This window comes from uncultured Cyclobacterium sp. (assembly GCF_963976465.1).
GTDB lineage: Bacteria > Bacteroidota > Bacteroidia > Cytophagales > Cyclobacteriaceae > Cyclobacterium.
The window spans coordinates 1-18741 of the sequence record NZ_CAXBOC010000032.1 but is presented as its reverse complement, the minus strand read 5'-3'; the positions used below and the strand labels follow the sequence as shown (position 1 = coordinate 18741).

Genomic DNA, 18741 nt, shown 5'->3' with positions numbered 1-18741 from the left:
TTGGCACTTAAGTAACGCTGTACATAGTTTTGGTCTACACCAAAATTTTGCAGATTTATAAATAATCCATAAATCAAAATCACCCAGAATGTGCCTTCAGAAAGGCTAAAGCCCAAACTTCCCAAACTAAACTTATCATGTTCTGCCCCTATGGTAAATACTTGTCCGGGTCCCTCTGGCATGGAGAACATTATGATTAATAAACATGCCAATGCACCTGAGATAAGCACAATACCTTGGATGGCATCCGTCCAAATCACGGCCTCAAAGCCTCCCATAATGGAGTAAATCAGTACGCTAACCCCTGTAACTACAATAATCATAGGGATACTCCAGCCAAACATCACATTCATTGGTAAGGCCAAAAGATACATGATGGCTCCCATTCGTGCCAATTGAGTCAACAAATAACAAATGGATGCATAAGTTCTGGCCCAAGCACCAAATTTGGTTTCCAAATAATAATACGCCGAAGGATTTTTTATCCCCCTGTATAAAGGAACAAAAAACTTAACCGCCAAAATTGCCGCAATTGGAATGGATAAGCTAAATACAAACCCACTCCAATTGGACAAATAAGCATTTCCCGGAAGGGCTAAAAAACTGATACTACTTACAAAAGTAGCAAAAATGGACATTCCTATGGCCCAAGAGGGCAATCTACCCCCTCCGGTAATGTAGTCATCTGCAGAACGTTTTTTGAAATAAAAGGAGGCCCCAAATAGAATGATAGCCAACATATAGGACAAAAATACAACTAAATCAATAAGGGATAAATCCATTCTTTTTATTATTTTAAATGATTATTTCAGGCTTAAGCATGCCAAGTACCTGATCTTCTTATCTGCCTCTGTAAATAGATTGTAGATGGATCTGAAAATGCCTGGCAATCGTGGTTATGCGTATTGTTCGTAAGCTTTAAGGCCGGTTAATTTTTCCTTAATGGCTTCAATTTGATCACTTTCGAAGGCCGATAATGGTGTGGCTAAATAGCCATTCCCTATACCTAAAATGGACATAGAGGCTTTTAAACCTTTCAAGAAACTTGAGCCATAAGACCCCATGGCATAAATTTCATCAGCCAATTCCATCACCATTTCCTGAAGTCTTGTAACCTCTTTTAAATCCCCTTTATCAGCAGCATTGAAAAGATCTACAAAAAGTTTAGGGAAGATATTGGCACCACCACTTACGCCACCATTTCCACCCATCAAGACTGTAGAAGCCATCATTTCTTCAGGACCAACGAGTAAGGTGAAATCTGGTCTATCCCTGAAGGCATAAATCATGGCATTGAAAAACACGGCTTGACCCGAACTATCTTTCAGCCCATATACATTGGGATGCTTTGCCAGTTCCAAAACAGCTTTTTGGCTCATCATTGTTTTGGTGTGTGAAGGCATGTTGTAAAGATACAATGGAAGGGGCAAAGCATCTGCAAGCTTTTTGAAATAGGTAATTAGTTCACTTTCTCCCAAACCATAATAGTAAGGTGGGGCAGCAACAACGGCAGTGGCACCCGCCTCTTTTGACAGGCGGCTTAAGGACAGACTTTCTTCAAGAGAGGTGTCTGTAATCCCTACCAAAACAGGCACCCTCCCATCAACCTTTTCGCAGGTTAATGAAATTAGTTCTCTACGTAACTTATAGGAAATATTGGTGCATTCTCCGGTGGTTCCTAAAATAAAAATACCATGTACCCCTCCGGCTATCAAGTGTTCTATCAATTGGATTGTTCCTTCTTTGTCCAGATGGTCATCATCCAGCAATAGTGTGGCCATGGGAGGAATTACTCCTCTTAACGGCTCTTTTTTTAAATCTCTATGCATTTCTTTATCGTGTATACAAGTGTGGTTTTATCACCTGCGACATTCTAGTATTAATTGTTTTTATATTTTACTTGGATCGACCACCACATACTTTACAGTTTTTCTGTCATAAGTATAGGTCATGTGGACCATACCATCCTTACTTTGTATGATGGCCGGATAGCTATAACCTGATTCGTTAGGCTGGTTTTCCAAAGTCATAAAAGGTTTCCATTCTTTCCCATCATCAGAAATCGCCAAGTTGAGGATATTTCTTCCCTTAGGCTCTTCTCCTTCTTTAGTGGAATGATTATAAATCAATAGTTGTCTACCATCTGCTAAAGTAACCGCATCCGTACCGGAGTTAGGGTTAGGAAGGGAAGTCGCCTTCATCGGAGACCAGGTTTGCCCTTTGTCTGTAGACCAACTCTCTGAAATCACACCTTGTCTGGTCCTGCATAAGATTTGAAGAGAACCATCTTTGTGAAACAAAACACTTGGTTGAATGGCATCAAATTCAACTCCATCATTGATTGGCCCAACAACCTCCCAGGTTTTTCCATTGTCTTTGCTGATTTCAAAATGAACCATCCAAAAGGTATCGTCATCGTGTTTTCTTTCAATGCTTGTTGGGGCAATAATCGTCCCGTCTTCAAGCTGAACGGCTTTGTTCTTCACAGGCCCTAACAATGGTCCTACTGCCGGATCTTCACCTAATTTCCTTGGCTCAGACCATGTTTTGCCATCATCATCTGAGGTCATAAGCATGCCCCACCATCCTCTGGGGTCTGGTCCTACTTTATAAAAGAGCATCAATGGGCCTTCTTTGGGTTGGAACAAGACCGGATTCCAAGTTGGATACCTTAAGTCCTCATTTTGGACCCCATTGGCCACTTCTACCGGTCTGGTCCATTGGTCATCTGCCAAATGACTTACCCATATTCCCACATCAGGATTTTTCTCATGGGTTCCTGCAAAAAAGGCAGCTACGATCCCTGAGGGTGTTTCAACTAAAGTTGATGCATGAACCTGAGGTGTAGGCCTGTCGTCAAGCGGGTAAATAAGTTCAGCATGGACAAGGGCCCCTTCTCCTACCTTTTGCTTTTCGGGCAGGTGATAGTTTCCTGTAATGTCATTAGGTGCCAATTGCGTATCTTCTTGGGTTTCGGCTTTTTTATCATTAGCCCCACCACAAGAATTCAACATCAAACCGGCAGTTATTGCGAGCATTGAAAGTGTAACTTTTCTCATTTTAAATACCACAAAGTGACGTTTTAATTCCTAATTCATTCATTGCTGCGGCCTTGGCATAGCAAGCTTCAAGGGCACTGTCTTTATCCGTGGTATAAACCACGTGAATATGGTTTGCCTTATGTCTGGCCATCATCTGATCGCGATTTACCCCATCCAGCACACCATGCATAATCGGCCACTCTGGGGTGGTCATGTTCCACCTTCTTTTGGTTTCTTCTTCAGGCAGTTCCACCACTTTACCGGTACCTAAATCACAGTGCAATTGGTCATCCATTACATAAACACGACTCCATACAATATGTCCCGGTTTACTTACACCTTTTAAACTTCCTCCGCCTTGGGGGAAATACATGGCCGGTTGTCTATCACTACTTGCACCCTTAAATCCTCCAGAAAAGTGGGATGGTGGCGCTGCTCCTGAAATTAAGAATACCCACACAAACTCTTCTTTACCATCAACCGTGAAATTTTCTCCATACCTCAAATCATGAAGTGTATTGTCACCGACCAAACCTAGCTGGTCCCACAACTTATAAGTAATCAAGCTGTCTAATCCTGCACACTCATCCACCTCATTGAAATGTGGCAGGGCTTTGCCGGCTAGAATTTCATTCCCTTGCTCGTCTTTCACCGGTGGCCTTTCGGTGTTGTTTAACAAACCTTCCACCAGATCACTGGCCGGACACAATTCGTTCAGCCCTTGTTGGTACTGTATACCGATGGTATCACAGCCAAACTTATTGGCTAATCTTAAGGCAGCTACATACATTTTGCATTGCTCAAGGGTTTGTTCTCTTGTCAGCTCAGTTTCAGGATTAGTGCCCCAATTAAAAGTCAAACCCTTATCGAGTAGCCATTGCAAAACCTCTTCGGCTTCCTCTGTTGCAACATTTTGCATGGCTGCATACAAGGTTGATTGGCTTAGACGCTCTTTAAACAAGCCCGTTTTATGCAATAAATGATCAGGAATAATGGCATTGAACATGCCCATACAACCTTCATCAAACACCCCCATAATGGCTTTGTTTTGTCTAAACTCTTTAGCAAGTGCAATTCCTGCTTCCAAAGCTTTGGCCGGGGCATCTTTCGTTTCAAAAGCCCGAACATGACGCAAGTCATGGGTTATTTTTCCTGTTTCTAACCATTCTTTAAATCCATTCAAAAAGAATTCGTCATCAAACTCCTTGCTCCAAATGGTGGAATAAGATACTCCGGCTTTGGTCAGGGAGCCATTGAGATTAAGCATACCTACAAGACCGGGCCACTGTCCGTTCCAGTTGGCTATGGTTAAAATAGGCCCTTTGTGAGGGGTCAGTCCTGCCAATACATGGTGCGAGAATTGCCAGACACTTTCGGCCACAATTAGTGGCTTTTCAGGGTCAATATCCCTAAAAACTTCCATCCCCATTTTCTGAGAATCGATAAAGCCATGGCCCTTTTCTTCATCAAACTTATGAGCCCTAATCACATTTATTCCCAGACCTTCAAAAACGCCTTGCAGGCTATCTTCCATTTCTTTTTGTGCAGGCCAACAAGTCTGGTTGGCAGGAAGTCTCAAATCGCCACTGGCAATCAGGTATATCTCTTTACTCATTATCAGTCAGTATTTTAGTTATTTGGTTTTATTCTTATTTCAATAAATTTAATCTAACTTATTGGGAGTATTACTTGAATTCTCCCTAATCAGGCCTATAAAAATCAAAAAATTAATGGAGCGGTCATCTTTTTATTTGATCGGGTTTTCATACCAGATTACACCCAAGCCTTTCTTTGAACCATCGGCTGCGGTTTCCTCCGAAGTAATGAGATCTAAATCACCATCAGCATCCATGTCCTTAAGCAGTATGAAGTCATATTTGACGCCTTCTTTACCACTTATATCTATAAAGTAAGGATTATCCGACTGGAAACTCATCATGGCAATTACTCCGGATTTACCTAAAGCCTGAGAAAAGGTAGCTGTGAGGTCAAGTAATCCGTCTTGATTGATATCCCCTACCTTTACCGACTTCGCTCGATCACCAACGAAGTTTGGAAAATCAATCTTTTTACTACTCCAAAGACCATCCTTCCTCTCAAAATGCTCCCAACCATGCTGCACCACCGGAACAATAAAATTAAGTTCCTTATTACCTGTGCCGTTGTCAAAATAATCCATAAACATGGATTCTCCATCTCTGATACCCAATAAATGATGCGTCCACTTTCCTTGTAAAGCATCTTTCCCCGGGTTTTCCATCCATCTTAAGCCTCGTAAATCTCCTTTTCGGTCGGTAATTACTATGTCCATCTCTCCATCGCTATTCATATCCAATAACGAAATGGACATTACCCAACCTAATTGAGTAATTTCATGGTATTCCCAGTCCTCCATTATCATTGGATTTTCAGGCGCCTCTAGCCAGCCTAAAGTCCCATTTGGGTCCTTGGAGCCTACCACCAGATCGATTCCGTTTTTTCCATCCAAATCAATTGGTCGCCCAAACATCCACTTTGTTTTACCAATGGTGGCGGGTATGTCTTGGGTAAGCCATTTTTGTGGATCCAAATAATCCTCAGAATCAGCTGGTGCCCAATGGATGGTTACCCGTTGGTGTTTCCCTTCAGACAAGGTGATCAAATCCAAATATCCATCACCGTTTAAATCCGAAACAAAAGCATCTTCCACATCCGGCGAAGGTAATTCAATAAATGGCCATTTCTTTTTGGGGTTTTCCGGCTGCAAGTAAATACGTGAAACCCCTCCTTCTTCCCAGCCGGTAACCAAGTCAAATTTTCCGTCATTATTGACATCTGAAAATTTTGTCCCGTCCGAACCCAAGGAAGAATCGTCTATGGTATGACGGGGCCAAGGCGCGTCAAAAACCGAACTAGCCCTATTTTGGCTTAAAACTGTATCCGGAGCCAGTACTGTTATGGAGAATAGTCCACACCAAAGCCATGTATTTGTACCCATCATTTGACTAGTCTTTCTTCTTACTTATGATTTTTCTATTGTTGAAAACTTTAACCATTTGCTCATCATAGGAAGCATATAGTATATCATCTTCTGTAAAGTGGGTCATCAATATTTCTTGGTCACCTGTTCTATTTCGGTCATAGGTAATGTAAATCGTGCCATCAGCAGTTTGTTGTCCATCCGGATAGGAAACATTTTTTCTTTGGTCTAACAACAGTCCTCTTGACCAGGTTGCGCCATCATCTTTAGAGATAAATGCCATCATATGACTCCTACCTGTTTTAATCGCAATGGGGCCGTGCTTTACAAGAAGTAAATTCCCGGACTGCAAACGACGAATAAAAAATCTGGCACTAGGATGAGCAATAAATGATTCTTTTAGAGCAGACCATGTCTTTCCTGAATCACTTGAATAACTTTCTCCAATTCCATAATTGGTTCTTAATAGCGCCCATAATTTACCATCTTCTTTCTCCACAAAATGATGCTCATCGAAGGATCTGAATTCTTTGGGTACATGAACACCTCCAACTACTTCCCATGTTTTTCCTTGGTCTTTTGAAACCACCATTCTGGCCGAATGATCCGTCTCACGCCAAGTTGAGGCAGGTAAAACCCAATCGCCATTGTTTAATATCATAGGCTTACACATCATCACTCCGTCTGTAAGCCTTCTCGGTGCGGACCAGCTGGTAGTTCCGTCAGAAGAAGTCTCTCCTATAATGGCCCAGACACCACCAATTTTAGCATCTTTGTCAACGGCTTGAGCCCAAAAAACCCACACCTTTCCTGAAGGGTCTACCCAAACTTCAGGATCAAATGCCCTTACCATGCCTCCACCGTCCGGGTCAACCACCAAGGCTTCCTTCCAAGTTTCCCCATTGTCTTTACTAGAGGAAAGCACTACATAATTGTTTTCATCTTCATTAGGACTAATGCCTGCGTACCATACCGCCCAAAATTCCCCTTTTTCTTCTTGAACAGCCAAACTGGATATTCCTGAAAATTTTCGATTTTCAACTTGGTGCCAATCTTTATAATCGGACAAGGAAAATACTTTAGGAGGGTTTAAAAAAGCGTCCTTCTCTTGACCATACAAGCTTTGGTTAATTAAAAAAACTATCAAAAAAAGAAGGAATAAATTCGGGTTTCGTTTCATTAATATTTGGCTCATCGGTGGGTTTTATTTATCTACCTGAAAATTACCACAAGAAATTACTCTTTAAAAGAAAATTCATCGAAAATTCATTTTTCAAGAAAGAAAGACTTCCTCTGAGGTATAATTTTTATATATTGAATCTTTAATGTAGACAAACTCCATATAAATAAATGAACCCATTAAAATTAGACCGTAGAAAATTTATCAAAGGAAGTACTGCCATGGCCACCTTGGCAACTGTAGGAGTGCCATCAATGGCTTTCTCCTCCCCAAATAAAACATACAATGTTGGGTTAATAGGCACAGGGTGGTATGGTAAAAGTGACTTATTCAGGCTTATCCAGGTAGCAGATATCGAAGTTGTGGGGATTGCTGACCCGGACTCCCACCTACTGGAAGAAGCAGGCCAACTTATCAGCCAAAGGCAAAAATCCGGTAGAACCCCAAAAAAATACAAGCATTACCGACAAATGCTTGATGAAAACAATCTTGACATTGTTTTGGTGGGTAGCCCCGACCACTGGCATGCTCTCCATGCTATTGATTCCATTCATTCAGGTGCTCATGTTTACCTGCAAAAACCAATTAGTGTAGATGTAATTGAAGGTGAAGCCATCTTGGCAGCTGCAAGGAAACACAATAAAGTAGTACAGATAGGTACCCAAAGAAGGAGTACTCCTCACTTGGTGGAAGCCAAGAAAAACATTGTTGACAAAGGACTTTTGGGAAAAGTTTCCCATGCTGAAATGTGTTGCTACTACCATATGAGAGCCAATGGCAGTCCTGAAATCAAACCTGTTCCAGAATTTTTTGATTATGACCTATGGGTAGGCCCCGGTCCAATGAGACCCTATGATGGCCTTCCTCATAGAAGGTGGTGGCGCACCATGATGGAATACAGCAATGGAATAACCGGTGACATGTGCGTGCATATGTTTGATGCTGTTCGATGGACACTTGGATTGGGCTGGCCAAAAAGCGTATTTGCTACCGGTGGGATATATGTTCAAAAAGGAGGAAAATCTACCATTGCCGACACCCAAACAGCGACATTTCACTATGATGATTTGGATTGTGTTTGGAACCATCGCTCTTGGGGCACACCCCAAGATCCTGAATACCCTTGGGCCTATAAGATCTATGGGGACAAAGGTACTTTAAAGGCATCTGTGATGAAGTATGAGTTTATTCCACAGGGAAAAGGTGAAAAGATTACCGGAGATGTTGTTTTTGAAAAAGAAAAATACCCTGAAGACCTTAAGGAGAAAGACATAGAACTCCAAGCTGCCCCGGCTACCAGAGCACATATGATAGATTTTATTCAGGCGATAGAACAAGGCGGAAAACCTGTGGCTGATATTGAAGAAGGGCATATTTCCACAGCCAGCTGTATCATGGCCAATATGTCAATGGAGTTAGGTAGGCCTTTATCGTATGATCCTAAGAAGAGAGAAATTATCGGGGACGAAGAAGCTACCCGCTTATTGACAAGAAAATACAGAGCTCCATTTATCCACCCGGAACCAAACGAGGTATGAAAAACCAATTGATTTACCCCTCCATTAGAAAAACCACTTGCTTGTTAATAGGTTTTTTGGTAGTGGTTTGTATTTCCCAATCATACGGGCAAACCAAGGTCCAAATAAAAGGAGAAAAATTCTTTATCAATGGTCAACCCACTTATGCGGGGCAAGAATGGAAAGGCCATACCATTGAAGGTTTGCTAATGAATGCACGCTTGGTTCAAGGAGTGTTTGATGACCTCAATCCTGAAACTGTTGACCGATGGAAATACCCGGATACGGGAAAATGGGATGCGAATAGAAACACCGATGAATTTGTAGCAAATATGGCCCATTGGAAAGCGCATGGCATGCTCTCCTTTACCATCAACCTGCAAGGAGGAAGCCCTGAAGGCTACAGTAAGGTTCAACCTTGGCACAATTCTGCTTTCACTGCTTCAGGTGAGCTCAGGCCTGCCTATATGGCAAGGTTGGAGAAAATTCTCGATGAAGCAGAAAGATTGGAAATGGTTCCTATTTTAGGTTTGTTTTATTTTGGCCAAGACCATAGACTCGAAAACGAAGTAGCCGTTACCAAAGCCGTTGATAATGCTATCAATTGGCTGCATGACCACAAGTATAAAAATGTGCTTATAGAGATTAATAATGAATGCAATGTAAGGTATACCCACAAAATTCTCCAACCGGAAAGAATTCATGAATTGATTGTAAGAGCAAAATCCATTGAAAGAAATGGTTTCCGATATTATGTAAGCACCAGTTATGGTGGTGGGTTTATTCCTCTGCCCAACGTAGTCAAGGCCGCGGACTTTATTTTAATTCATGGAAACGGTGTGGCAGAACCTGAAAAAATTGTGGAAATGGTTGCTCAAACCAAATCAGTGGAAGGATATCAAAAAATGCCTATCATCTTTAATGAAGACGATCATTTTGATTTTGACAAAGACTTGAACAATCTAATTGCTTCGGTTTCCACCTACGCATCCTGGGGTTATTTTGATTTCCGTAAAAAGGGAGAAGCATTTGAAGAAGGTTACCAAAGTGTCCCGGTGGATTGGTCTATTTCTTCGGAAAGGAAAAAAGGTTTTTTCAACCTACTGAAAGAGATTACGGGTTATTGAATTGAGCCATACATTGCCTGTCTACCTCTCTAGAGGTAAAACAAGAAAAGCTAAAACGTAAAAAACTCCGCCTTTTAAAATATGAGGGCGGAGTTTTTGTTTGGATTCTTTTAAAGGATAAAATTAGATTTTAAATCCTTCCCTGTGATTTCTACCTACAAATTGGTTGGCTTCTTCAAGGTTGGTAATTCTCATGTTTTCACCGTCCCACAATAGTTTTTTCCTACCGAAGAATTCTGCTTTTCCTTCAGCATTTTCTCTGCGAAGCATATAACTCCTTGTTGCAAGGTTACCCATCAAGACCGTTTCGGTCATCGGGCCCGCATAGTCAAAGGAAGAAGTCAATGCTTTATGTTCAGGGCTATTGAATCCGGCTTTACAAGCATCGATCCATTTGCGCTGATGGCCATATTCAGGCTCATCATTTTTCTCTACCTCCGGACCAAACTCTGTGGTTCCGTCATTTAAGTATAACTTAGGCATTAGTGGAGAACTATCATTGATATTGGTAGAAATGATTCCTTTTTCGCCAATAATCAATACCCCATTGGCACTGTCATTACCACCAATATCACTGTCTGCAGGAATAATGTCCGGATGAGAAGGTTTAATTCCTCCATCACTCCAAGTCATTTCTATTGGCGACCTACTTTTAGTAGTTTCATCAAAATGAAGCGTGATGAATGAAGCAGGTGGGCGACTTTTTGGAAAATAATCCGCTGTCCACATGTCTGTATAAATTGACGCCACACTGGCTTCTGCATCCGTTGGGTACTTCAAACCTAGAGTTCTGAACGGTATATCGATCAAGTGACAACCAACATCTCCTAGGGCACCTGTACCATAATCCCACCAGCCTCTCCAGTTGAATGGATGAAGATTAGGTGTGTAAGGAATATATTCTGCAGGGCCTAACCATAGGTCCCAATTTAAATTGTCAGGTTTTTTAGATGGTTCCGCCTTCGGGAAAGGAATACCCTGAGGCCATACGGGTCTATTGGTCCATACCTGAACTTTAGACACTTTACCAATTTTATCACTATCGATCCAATCTTGAACCATGTTTAACAATGGATTGGATCCGCCTTGATTACCCATTTGTGTAACAATCTTCTTGTCCCTTGCCATTTCTGTAAGCATACGGGCTTCTTGAATGTTATGCGTCATCGGTTTTTGTACATACACATGGACACCTCTATTCATGGCATAAGAAGCTGCAGGACCATGAACGTGGTCAGGAGTAGAAATGGTAACGGCATCAAGATCTTTCTCTTTGTCCAGCATTTCCCTGTAATCCGAATACAGCTTGGCTTTAGGGAAATTTTCTACGGAACGCTTTGCAGATCCGTTAAAATCAACATCACACAATGCGATTACTCGCTCCCTGCCGTTTACTGAGGCATTTTTGATGTCGCTGGCACCTTTTCCACCGGCTCCAATGGCTGCGATATTTAACTGGTCACTTGGAGCAGTAAAACCTACACCACCCAAGACATGTCTGGGCACGAATACGATTGAGGAAGCTATCGCAGCATTCTTTATAAAAGAACGTCTGGAATTTTCCTGATTTTCATTTTTTAATGATTTCATGGTCATATTTTGTGAATTGAACTATTTTAGGTTTAAAATTTATTAATCTAGCTGTTTAATTTTATTATCCATATAAGAATACTGATTTTTAGCATTTATTGACCACTCAAAAGCTCAATTTTTCAATAAGCGGCAATATTTTAAAAAAACCCCTTCCAATTGATCCATCAAACTCAATAGTCTTCTTTATTACTATTGCGCTGCTTCGTCTTAATATAAAGTTCCTCTACTTTTTCCCTTGCCCAAGGCGTTTTCCTTAAAAATGTTAGTGAAGATTTGAGTGTGGGGTTGTTGGTAAAACAACGGATGTTAATCCGCCTTCCCAATTCCTTAAAACCGTATTCATTGATCAAATAATCCAAAACGTCTACCAATCGGATGCCATGTAAAGGATTATTGGGTTGTTTTTCTACTTCTTTTGCCATTGAACCAAAAATAAAGATAAAAAGCTTTTTCTCCTATTTTTAGACAAAATATGGTAAGGGAAAAAGACTCAGACAAAATCTTTTCTTGGGATTTATAACCGATACCAATATATTCACAATTTGCATGCTTCAAAAACTTAAGCTTCTCCATTTTATTCCAAAACTGCTTATGCCTTTATGAATATCCAAAAACTCAAATTCCCTATAGGAAAATACAATCCTGGTAAAAACCCAAATAGTGAATTAATCACTCAATGGATCAAGCAGATCGAAGATTTCCCTACCAGCATCGAAGACTTATGCCGGAATATTTCCCTTGAACAACTCAACTGGAGGTATAGACCGGAAGGATGGACAGTAAAACAGCTGATACACCATTGCAGTGACAGCCATATGAACAGCCTTATTCGATTTAAGTTGGCGCTGACAGAAAGATCCCCAACGATTAAACCCTATTTTGAAGACAGGTGGGCAACATTGGCTGATTCCTTGGATGACAATATCGAAAATTCATTGAGCCTATTGCAGGGATTGCATAAAAAATGGGTAATCCTCCTCAGAAGCCTTAATGATGAGCAATTGAGGATGGAATATACACATCCCGAACATGGTGAAAAATTCAATCTAGCCGAAACTATTGGGAATTATGCATGGCATTGCAATCATCATTTGGCCCATATCAGAAAAGCCCTTGCTTCGAATGGGAAATACAATTAGCCCATAATGAACAAGAAATCTTGAAAAAAGGAAAACCCGAAAGCTTTCCCTAATACGATTCCTTAATAAAATACTCTGGGAGTTTTTAGCCTGTTTTTTTGATTTATTATTTGACTCAGCTTTTAGCGTAAGGAATTATTCCACACTATTTAATGTATGCCCCGCGGTACTAAGAACCGTATCAGGAATAGTCTTTTTAATGTTTACTACTCGAATAACTACATCAGCTTTCCCCTCTTTGCTTTTTAAATTTAATAGTAACGGCAATTCCTGGACACCAAATTTGTCGAATAAATTCGATTCATCCTGTGACTTCCCTGCACCTACACTTTGGTAACTAAAAACACTAGACATGGATAATTTAATGTCCTCGGCAAGCATCATTGTTGCAGCATATTCTTCAATCTCTGCCTTAACCTCCCGACAGTGATATCCTTCTAAGGTGGTTTCCTTTCCGGTGTAATTCAGTTTCTTTCGTGGACCTGAATTAAAAGGGCGTAACGCATATTGCATTCCCGGCCAATGTTTTTCATTCATAGGCAAAATATATCCTCCTTTCTTTCCATTCATTTCAAAAAGATTAGTAATCGTAGAATCTTGCTTATTAAACACCATGCGCATGTCAGGGTCTCTTCTCTTTCCATAAATGATCATTGCTGATTTTTCTTTCCCTAAAAAATAAGAAATCGTATCGTTGCGTTCATTTCCATTAGGGTAATGATGCCTTACAACTAAATCAAAACTACCTGTAAATGTTTGTGCATTTAGTAGGGTAGGTATTAAGAAAATTGCGAATAATAAAGAAAGAACGGTTTTCATAGCGGAGTCTGATTTATTAAATACGTACCTAAAACAATAACAAAGAAAAGCATGAAGATCGTTGAGGGATTAATGTTAATTAAACTATTGATAACCAGTCTCACCTATGCCCCCGATACCATGCGCCCATATTTATTGAAGCATTCAACCTGTTTTGCTATCATTTGGCTGTTATCACTTCAAATCCTTCTTACAATAGCCTTTTCACCATTACTATTGCGTCCTCATAATCGGGCACAAAGTTTTCAAGATGTTCTTTAGTTTCCTTAAAACCAGCTTTGATATAAGCCCTGATTGCTTTTAAATTACGTTTAGAGGGAGCAATGTAGATGGTCTTGCATTCAAAATACTGAACTAGATATTCACTAAGTAATTTTATTGCCCCAGTCCCATATCCCTTACCTGTAAGTACTCGATCTGCCAACCAAATGTCAATTTCTGTTGATTGGGTAATAGGGTCAATTTCATTATGATTTATTTGTCCGATCTTATTCCCATTGTATGTAATGATAAAACATTGCCCTTTTAATGGATGTGAACCATCAAAATAATGGGCCTTATAATCTTCATTAAATTCCTCCCAAGTTGGAATTGGAACCTCAGGGAAATTTGGCGCCCCCAACATTTCATCAGTCAGGTTAGAATGAGCCAACCACATGTAGATGCTTTTTTTGTCTTGTAAATTAGCAGGTCGAAGGGTCAATATTTTGGTTGTAAGTTGTTTTTCCATCTACAAATACCCGTCAACTAATATGACGACAATTACAATAGCACATGAGGAAGAAATAATCCTTACAGGTTTATATAACACATGCTCTCCCTCTAGATCTCAGCCTTAATTATTCACAATCACGCTATGATTTTCCTTAACTTATTATACTAGGAAACTGAGAATCTAAACTAAGTTACACAATTTAATTTGCACAATTTTATTGAAAATTGCAAAAACACAAACTTATATATCATTGATAATTAACTCAATAAGTTATTAAAAATATTATAGTACGGGTAATTTTAATTTAGTCAAAGAATAGGCTTTCTCTAGGATTTAATCAGAAACTCCACTCGGCTAAAACCTAATTAATTATCTAAGTGATTTTCTTTCTTCTCCTATCTTATGCAACTCAATTTTATAGGAATACAATATTTAATTAATAGCAATCGGGGGTCAAACGCTAACAATATTATATGAGAGGAATTGGCAGATAGAACAGATTTATTAGCCAATAAAAAAACAATGGCATATTCCAGATGAAATTAATCCAAGAAGTACTAAAAGAAACTTCGCCCATTTGATCAACCATTAATTTGCTTTAAATTCACCTTTTTAAAGCCTAAATTACCCATAAGTAAATTGGCTTCTACCCCAAAAACAAAGCTGGAAGAATTCGATTTTTCAAAGCAACCTTACTTCATTTATCAAGCATTTCATTATGATTAGTCAAACCTTCCCTATCAAAAATAATTATCACTTAATCGGAGTTTTATTCCTTATTTTTCTATCTAGTAATTGTACAAACAGGGAGCAAGGGACTTTTAATACCTCTTATTTTAAAATCAAGATTGATAACAAAGGCTTTATCACCAGCATGCAGCATCCGAAGCTGTCTCCTACTCAGGAATTCAGTCCGGTAGATAAACCTTCTCCATTAATGTGCCTTTATGATAGTCAATCAGAGCGGTATTTTGAACCTATAAAGGCAACATTTAATCAAGCGAACGATGCAATTACATTGGATTTCCCCAACGGGTCAGTTGCTAAAATAAGGCTTGAAGAAAAAAATAAATATTTAAAGCTCAGCCTTGAATCCCTTTCACAGTCCGAAGGTATTGAAGGCATTCAGTGGGGGCCATATCATACCAATATCACCAATCTTTTCGGAGAGATCATCGGTGTGGCAAGGGACACCAGTGAGGCAGTCAATTATGCCATAGGAATGCTCGCCCTAGATGACAATACCCTTGGAGGTACTTCAGAAACCATAGCTGATGCTGCACCTTTTCAGTATATTATCCACTCACCGGATCCTTCACGCTACCCCTTACCTGACTCTTTGGCTGAAGGTCAGGTTTTCACACTTGGCGGAGATGGGATCAACGATGTGGCATTTTATGCCCACAGAGAGCCCTATTTCAGAATAATGTACGGAAATGCGGCTACAGTTGATGAACAAGGTAGAATATCCATTAATTACCACTCAAGGGACCGAACAAAAAAGAGAGAAGTTTATTATTCCTTGATCCCCAATATGGCAGTAAATACACCCAACCATCTGGAAGTCCAACCCTTGCCGGGAATTGATTATATAGGTTCTTCTATCGCATTGTGGGGAAGCCCAGATAGCATTGCTTTGATGGAGGTCATACAAGATATTGTATTGGAAGAGGACTTGCCCTACCCTACCATTGGTAATAAATGGGTAAAAGACCCTACGGCTTTTGTACCAGACGCCATGACCAATGGAGGTTTAAATGACAGCATTATTTCCTATACTTCCCAATTGGGCTTCAAAACTATTAGTCTTTGGGACCAAGGTTTTGTAAGACCTGATAGAGGCAACGAAGGGTATATTGACGGGGAAAATTTTGAAAAAAAGCCAATACAGCTTACTTCCGGAAACAAATCGCACAAGGAATTTGCTGAAATGGCCGCGAAATATGGGATTACAATTGGTAGAACCACAATAACAACTGCACTCGCTCCCGGAACCAAAGACGCCAGTCCAATCCCAAGTGATAGTCTTTGTTATCAGCAGAAACGATTGTTAGTAAACACCATCAGTCCGGAGGACACCCTTATTATTGTTGATGACCCTAGGTATTTGGATGAGATTGCGAGTTGGGAAGGGCATGCAGAGAATTTAAATATGATAAAAATTGGCAAAGAGCTCATCTATTATTTGGGCGTTTCAGAAAGCAAACCCTATAGGCTTTTAAATGTGAAACGTGGTTATTGGGATACCAAACCGGTTCAACACAATCAAAATGACACCATTTACAAATTGCAGGTTACCTTAAATTATGGTTATGACGGACTTATTCCCAATATGGAACTTCAGGATAAAATAGCTGCATACTATGCCGACATCTGTTTCATCAACAGAATAGGCTATTACGATTTTGATGGGCAAGAATTTTTATTTAACAATGGGCATGGCTACTACTCGGCAAAAAGATTTTTTCGAAAAATGTTTGAGCGAGCAACTGAGCATGGCATTCCTCCGATCCGCTTTACGGGAGCCACATTATCTGAGGGTTCCTGGCATTACCAAAGCATTTGGAATGTAGGAGGTGGTAAAAACCTTTATGATGTGGAAACCAGGGAATGGGGAAGTACCACAAGCCAAGGAAAAGACCTGAGAGATGTTACCTATGCTAATTTCTTCCCTATTGGTATGGGCCGAAACTTCGCAATCAATGCCAATTCAACGGTTGAACAATATTCCCATATTCAAGCGATTTCTGTAGGACTTGGCACTACCTATAGTTTGGAACTGAATCAAAAAGAGGTTGAAAATTGTCCGCAAAAGTATGAAATTTTTAGAACTATAAACACTTGGGAAAAGGCCCGGTCGGCCAATGCATTTCCGAGGAAAATCAAAAAACTTCTGGCAGACCCCAAAAGAAATTGGGCACTCGAGCAAGGGGAAAACGATGATTCTTGGATACTGAAAGAATTTAAGGAAGGCAAGCATATAAAAAGTTATAACCTAACCAAAAATCAAAGTGGCTAAGGAGATTATAGTCAGGATAGTTCACAGTTTCTGTTTTTTTTACGGTGACAATTCCATAATCAGCCAATCAATTCAAAGGGTTTTTCAATTCTATTAGGAATTACTAAATTTAGGCTTTTTATCAAAAAGCTATTTTTTTTCCAATAGCCAAAAGCCTCCTTTTAAAAAATGACACAACATAGAAATAGAAATAAAAACCTCGGCCTTGTTGAATTAATTGCCTTAGCCTTGGGCGGCATGGTGGGAGGCGGTATTTTTACCATTCTTGGTATTTCAGTAGCATTGATTGGGAATTTAACTCCCATTGCAATAGCAGTTGGGGGTGTAATCGCCGGCTTGGCTGCTTATTTCTATGTAAAACTCGGCACTTATTATAAAGATGAAGGAGCCACCTATTCCTTTTTTAAACGGACTTATCCCGGTTCTAATTTTTCTGCATCTGCCATAGGTTGGTTTATCATCTTTGGATACATCAGTACCCTGGCTTTGTATGCCTATACTTTTTCTTCTTACGCCCTAAGTAGCACCGACTTTGCGGAAAACATCATCATGCGAAAAGGAGTCGCAATTGCAGTCATTGGCCTTTTTACCTTGATCAATGTTTGGAGTGTAAACGGTATGGGGAAAATTGAAGACTTTATGGTGTATACCAAGCTCATCGTCTTATCAATAATCTCTTTTGTTTTGATTTATCATGGCACAACAGACGTGGAAACATTTTTAGAAATCATGGCTTTAGACGTTGAAAATGCAAATGTATTTTCCATCATTATTGTTGCCTCCCTCACCTTTGTCGCTTATGAAGGCTTTCAATTGGTTATCAATGCAGTAAATGAAATGAATCAACCGGATAAAAATATCCCTAGAGCCATTTACAGCGCCATCATCTTGGCGGTGTTGATCTACCTAGTCATCTCTTTGGGGGCTTTATTTGCCATTCCTTCTGAAGAAATTATCAAGAATAAGGAGTTTGCCCTTGCGGCCGGAGCTGAAACTATCTTAGGTAAAATAGGTGCTAACCTTGTAATACTAGGGGCCATACTAGCCACAAGCAGTGCGATTAGTGGAACGCTTTTTGGCTCATCACGCCAAATGGCTGTCATTGCTAAGGATGGTTTTTTTCCTCATATCCTGTCCCATAGGGAAAATAATATTCCAAAAAATGCCATAATTGCCATGGCCATCATTTCCAGTCTCTTAATCACCATTGGTGGTTTGCAATTGATTCTGGAGTTTGGAAGTGTAACTTTCTTATTGGTTTCTTTTTTAATGGGTATTGCCAATTATAAAATAAGAAAGCAAACCAAGTCCTCCACCTTTATTACCCTGCTCTCTATTGTTGGACTTGGTATAGGTGGTTTAATGATTTTGTATTATGAAATGACAAACAATTGGGAGCAGATGCTGGCCATTATGGTGCTTTATGTTTTTCTTGGCTTAGGGGCCCGGAAATTTGCTAAAAGAAAGGCGCTCTACATGAAAACATTAGGTTAAAAATTGTATTGAGTAGGTGTTAAGTGCAAAATTTTCTCTTGGGGAGGAATTAATTGAATAAAATTACTTTCCTAATAAATAGAATTGAATAAGGCGTTTGTTAAATGATAAAAATAGGGCTATATTTCCTTTAAACAT

14 protein-coding genes and 1 pseudogene are annotated in these 18741 nt (G+C 39.9%); 5 read left to right on the top strand and 10 right to left on the bottom strand.

What is annotated here, in order from left to right; translation table 11 throughout:
* The 6 genes and pseudogenes from AAC037_RS03325 to AAC037_RS03300 all read right to left on the bottom strand — a co-directional run.
* Nucleotides 1–782 (bottom strand): annotated as a pseudogene (locus AAC037_RS03325) (sodium:solute symporter); the annotation flags it as partial.
* Nucleotides 783–896: 114 nt separating this feature from the next.
* Entirely contained in the window at nt 897–1829 is a 933-nt protein-coding gene (locus AAC037_RS03320; protein ID WP_339901623.1) for a dihydrodipicolinate synthase family protein, read from the bottom strand.
* A 60-nt stretch (nt 1830–1889) separates the two neighbouring features.
* Nucleotides 1890–3059, bottom strand: coding sequence for a sialidase family protein (locus tag AAC037_RS03315; protein ID WP_339901621.1), 1170 nt, complete (start codon nt 3057–3059; stop codon nt 1890–1892).
* A gap of 1 nt (nt 3060) precedes the next feature.
* A complete protein-coding gene (locus tag AAC037_RS03310; protein ID WP_339901619.1) occupies nt 3061–4656 on the bottom strand; it encodes a fucose isomerase in 1596 nt (531 codons plus the stop codon).
* Nucleotides 4657–4788: 132 nt separating this feature from the next.
* Nucleotides 4789–6021: a VCBS repeat-containing protein gene (locus AAC037_RS03305; RefSeq protein ID WP_339901617.1), complete on the bottom strand. Its 1233-nt coding sequence runs from the start codon at nt 6019–6021 to the stop codon at nt 4789–4791.
* A 4-nt stretch (nt 6022–6025) separates the two neighbouring features.
* Nucleotides 6026–7195, bottom strand: coding sequence for a sialidase family protein (locus tag AAC037_RS03300; RefSeq protein WP_339901615.1), 1170 nt, complete (start codon nt 7193–7195; stop codon nt 6026–6028).
* A 155-nt stretch (nt 7196–7350) separates the two neighbouring features.
* Here AAC037_RS03300 and AAC037_RS03295 point away from each other — a divergent pair, with 155 nt between their 5' ends.
* Together AAC037_RS03295 and AAC037_RS03290 are read left to right on the top strand one after the other, a co-directional pair.
* Nucleotides 7351–8718: a Gfo/Idh/MocA family oxidoreductase gene (locus tag AAC037_RS03295; protein ID WP_339901613.1), complete on the top strand. Its 1368-nt coding sequence runs from the start codon at nt 7351–7353 to the stop codon at nt 8716–8718.
* Nucleotides 8715–9824, top strand: coding sequence for a hypothetical protein (locus tag AAC037_RS03290; RefSeq protein ID WP_339901612.1), 1110 nt, complete (start codon nt 8715–8717; stop codon nt 9822–9824). The genes AAC037_RS03295 and AAC037_RS03290 overlap by 4 nt, the downstream gene beginning before the upstream one ends.
* 123 nt (nt 9825–9947) lie before the next feature.
* Here AAC037_RS03290 and AAC037_RS03285 read toward each other — a convergent pair whose 3' ends face one another.
* Nucleotides 9948–11414 (bottom strand): Gfo/Idh/MocA family oxidoreductase, encoded by a 1467-nt coding sequence (locus AAC037_RS03285; protein ID WP_339901610.1) that lies wholly within the window; start codon nt 11412–11414, stop codon nt 9948–9950.
* Between the two features lie 173 nt (nt 11415–11587).
* Nucleotides 11588–11839, bottom strand: coding sequence for a VF530 family protein (locus tag AAC037_RS03280; RefSeq protein ID WP_339901608.1), 252 nt, complete (start codon nt 11837–11839; stop codon nt 11588–11590).
* Between the two features lie 177 nt (nt 11840–12016).
* On the opposite strand from AAC037_RS03280, the gene AAC037_RS03275 reads away from it, so the two are divergent.
* Nucleotides 12017–12556, top strand: coding sequence for a YfiT family bacillithiol transferase (locus tag AAC037_RS03275; protein ID WP_339901606.1), 540 nt, complete (start codon nt 12017–12019; stop codon nt 12554–12556).
* A 135-nt stretch (nt 12557–12691) separates the two neighbouring features.
* On the opposite strand, the gene AAC037_RS03270 is transcribed toward AAC037_RS03275, so the two are convergent.
* Nucleotides 12692–13375 (bottom strand): hypothetical protein, encoded by a 684-nt coding sequence (locus AAC037_RS03270; protein WP_339901604.1) that lies wholly within the window; start codon nt 13373–13375, stop codon nt 12692–12694.
* Nucleotides 13376–13565: 190 nt separating this feature from the next.
* Complete coding sequence (locus tag AAC037_RS03265) at nt 13566–14105, bottom strand: GNAT family N-acetyltransferase (RefSeq protein ID WP_339901602.1); 540 nt, start codon at nt 14103–14105, stop codon at nt 13566–13568.
* Between the two features lie 859 nt (nt 14106–14964).
* Between AAC037_RS03265 and AAC037_RS03260 the strand changes: the two genes are divergently transcribed.
* Nucleotides 14965–17109 (top strand): hypothetical protein, encoded by a 2145-nt coding sequence (locus AAC037_RS03260; protein WP_339901600.1) that lies wholly within the window; start codon nt 14965–14967, stop codon nt 17107–17109.
* 168 nt (nt 17110–17277) lie between these two features.
* Nucleotides 17278–18603 (top strand): APC family permease, encoded by a 1326-nt coding sequence (locus AAC037_RS03255; protein WP_339901598.1) that lies wholly within the window; start codon nt 17278–17280, stop codon nt 18601–18603.
* Nucleotides 18604–18741 lie beyond the last annotated feature (138 nt).

What these genes read in the sequence shown, in the direction of transcription:
- AAC037_RS03300 (WP_339901615.1), bottom strand. Translation starts at nt 7,195, where the DNA reads ATGAGCCAAATATTAATGAAACGAAACCCGAATTTATTCCTTCTTTTT.
- AAC037_RS03280 (WP_339901608.1), bottom strand. Translation starts at nt 11,839, where the DNA reads ATGGCAAAAGAAGTAGAAAAACAACCCAATAATCCTTTACATGGCATC.
- AAC037_RS03255 (WP_339901598.1), top strand. Translation starts at nt 17,278, where the DNA reads ATGACACAACATAGAAATAGAAATAAAAACCTCGGCCTTGTTGAATTA.
- AAC037_RS03275 (WP_339901606.1), top strand. Translation starts at nt 12,017, where the DNA reads ATGAATATCCAAAAACTCAAATTCCCTATAGGAAAATACAATCCTGGT.
- AAC037_RS03270 (WP_339901604.1), bottom strand. Translation starts at nt 13,375, where the DNA reads ATGAAAACCGTTCTTTCTTTATTATTCGCAATTTTCTTAATACCTACC.
- AAC037_RS03305 (WP_339901617.1), bottom strand. Translation starts at nt 6,021, where the DNA reads ATGATGGGTACAAATACATGGCTTTGGTGTGGACTATTCTCCATAACA.
- AAC037_RS03260 (WP_339901600.1), top strand. Translation starts at nt 14,965, where the DNA reads ATGCAGCATCCGAAGCTGTCTCCTACTCAGGAATTCAGTCCGGTAGAT.
- AAC037_RS03265 (WP_339901602.1), bottom strand. Translation starts at nt 14,105, where the DNA reads ATGGAAAAACAACTTACAACCAAAATATTGACCCTTCGACCTGCTAAT.
- AAC037_RS03285 (WP_339901610.1), bottom strand. Translation starts at nt 11,414, where the DNA reads ATGAAATCATTAAAAAATGAAAATCAGGAAAATTCCAGACGTTCTTTT.
- AAC037_RS03315 (WP_339901621.1), bottom strand. Translation starts at nt 3,059, where the DNA reads ATGAGAAAAGTTACACTTTCAATGCTCGCAATAACTGCCGGTTTGATG.
- AAC037_RS03320 (WP_339901623.1), bottom strand. Translation starts at nt 1,829, where the DNA reads ATGCATAGAGATTTAAAAAAAGAGCCGTTAAGAGGAGTAATTCCTCCC.
- AAC037_RS03290 (WP_339901612.1), top strand. Translation starts at nt 8,715, where the DNA reads ATGAAAAACCAATTGATTTACCCCTCCATTAGAAAAACCACTTGCTTG.
- AAC037_RS03310 (WP_339901619.1), bottom strand. Translation starts at nt 4,656, where the DNA reads ATGAGTAAAGAGATATACCTGATTGCCAGTGGCGATTTGAGACTTCCT.
- AAC037_RS03295 (WP_339901613.1), top strand. Translation starts at nt 7,351, where the DNA reads ATGAACCCATTAAAATTAGACCGTAGAAAATTTATCAAAGGAAGTACT.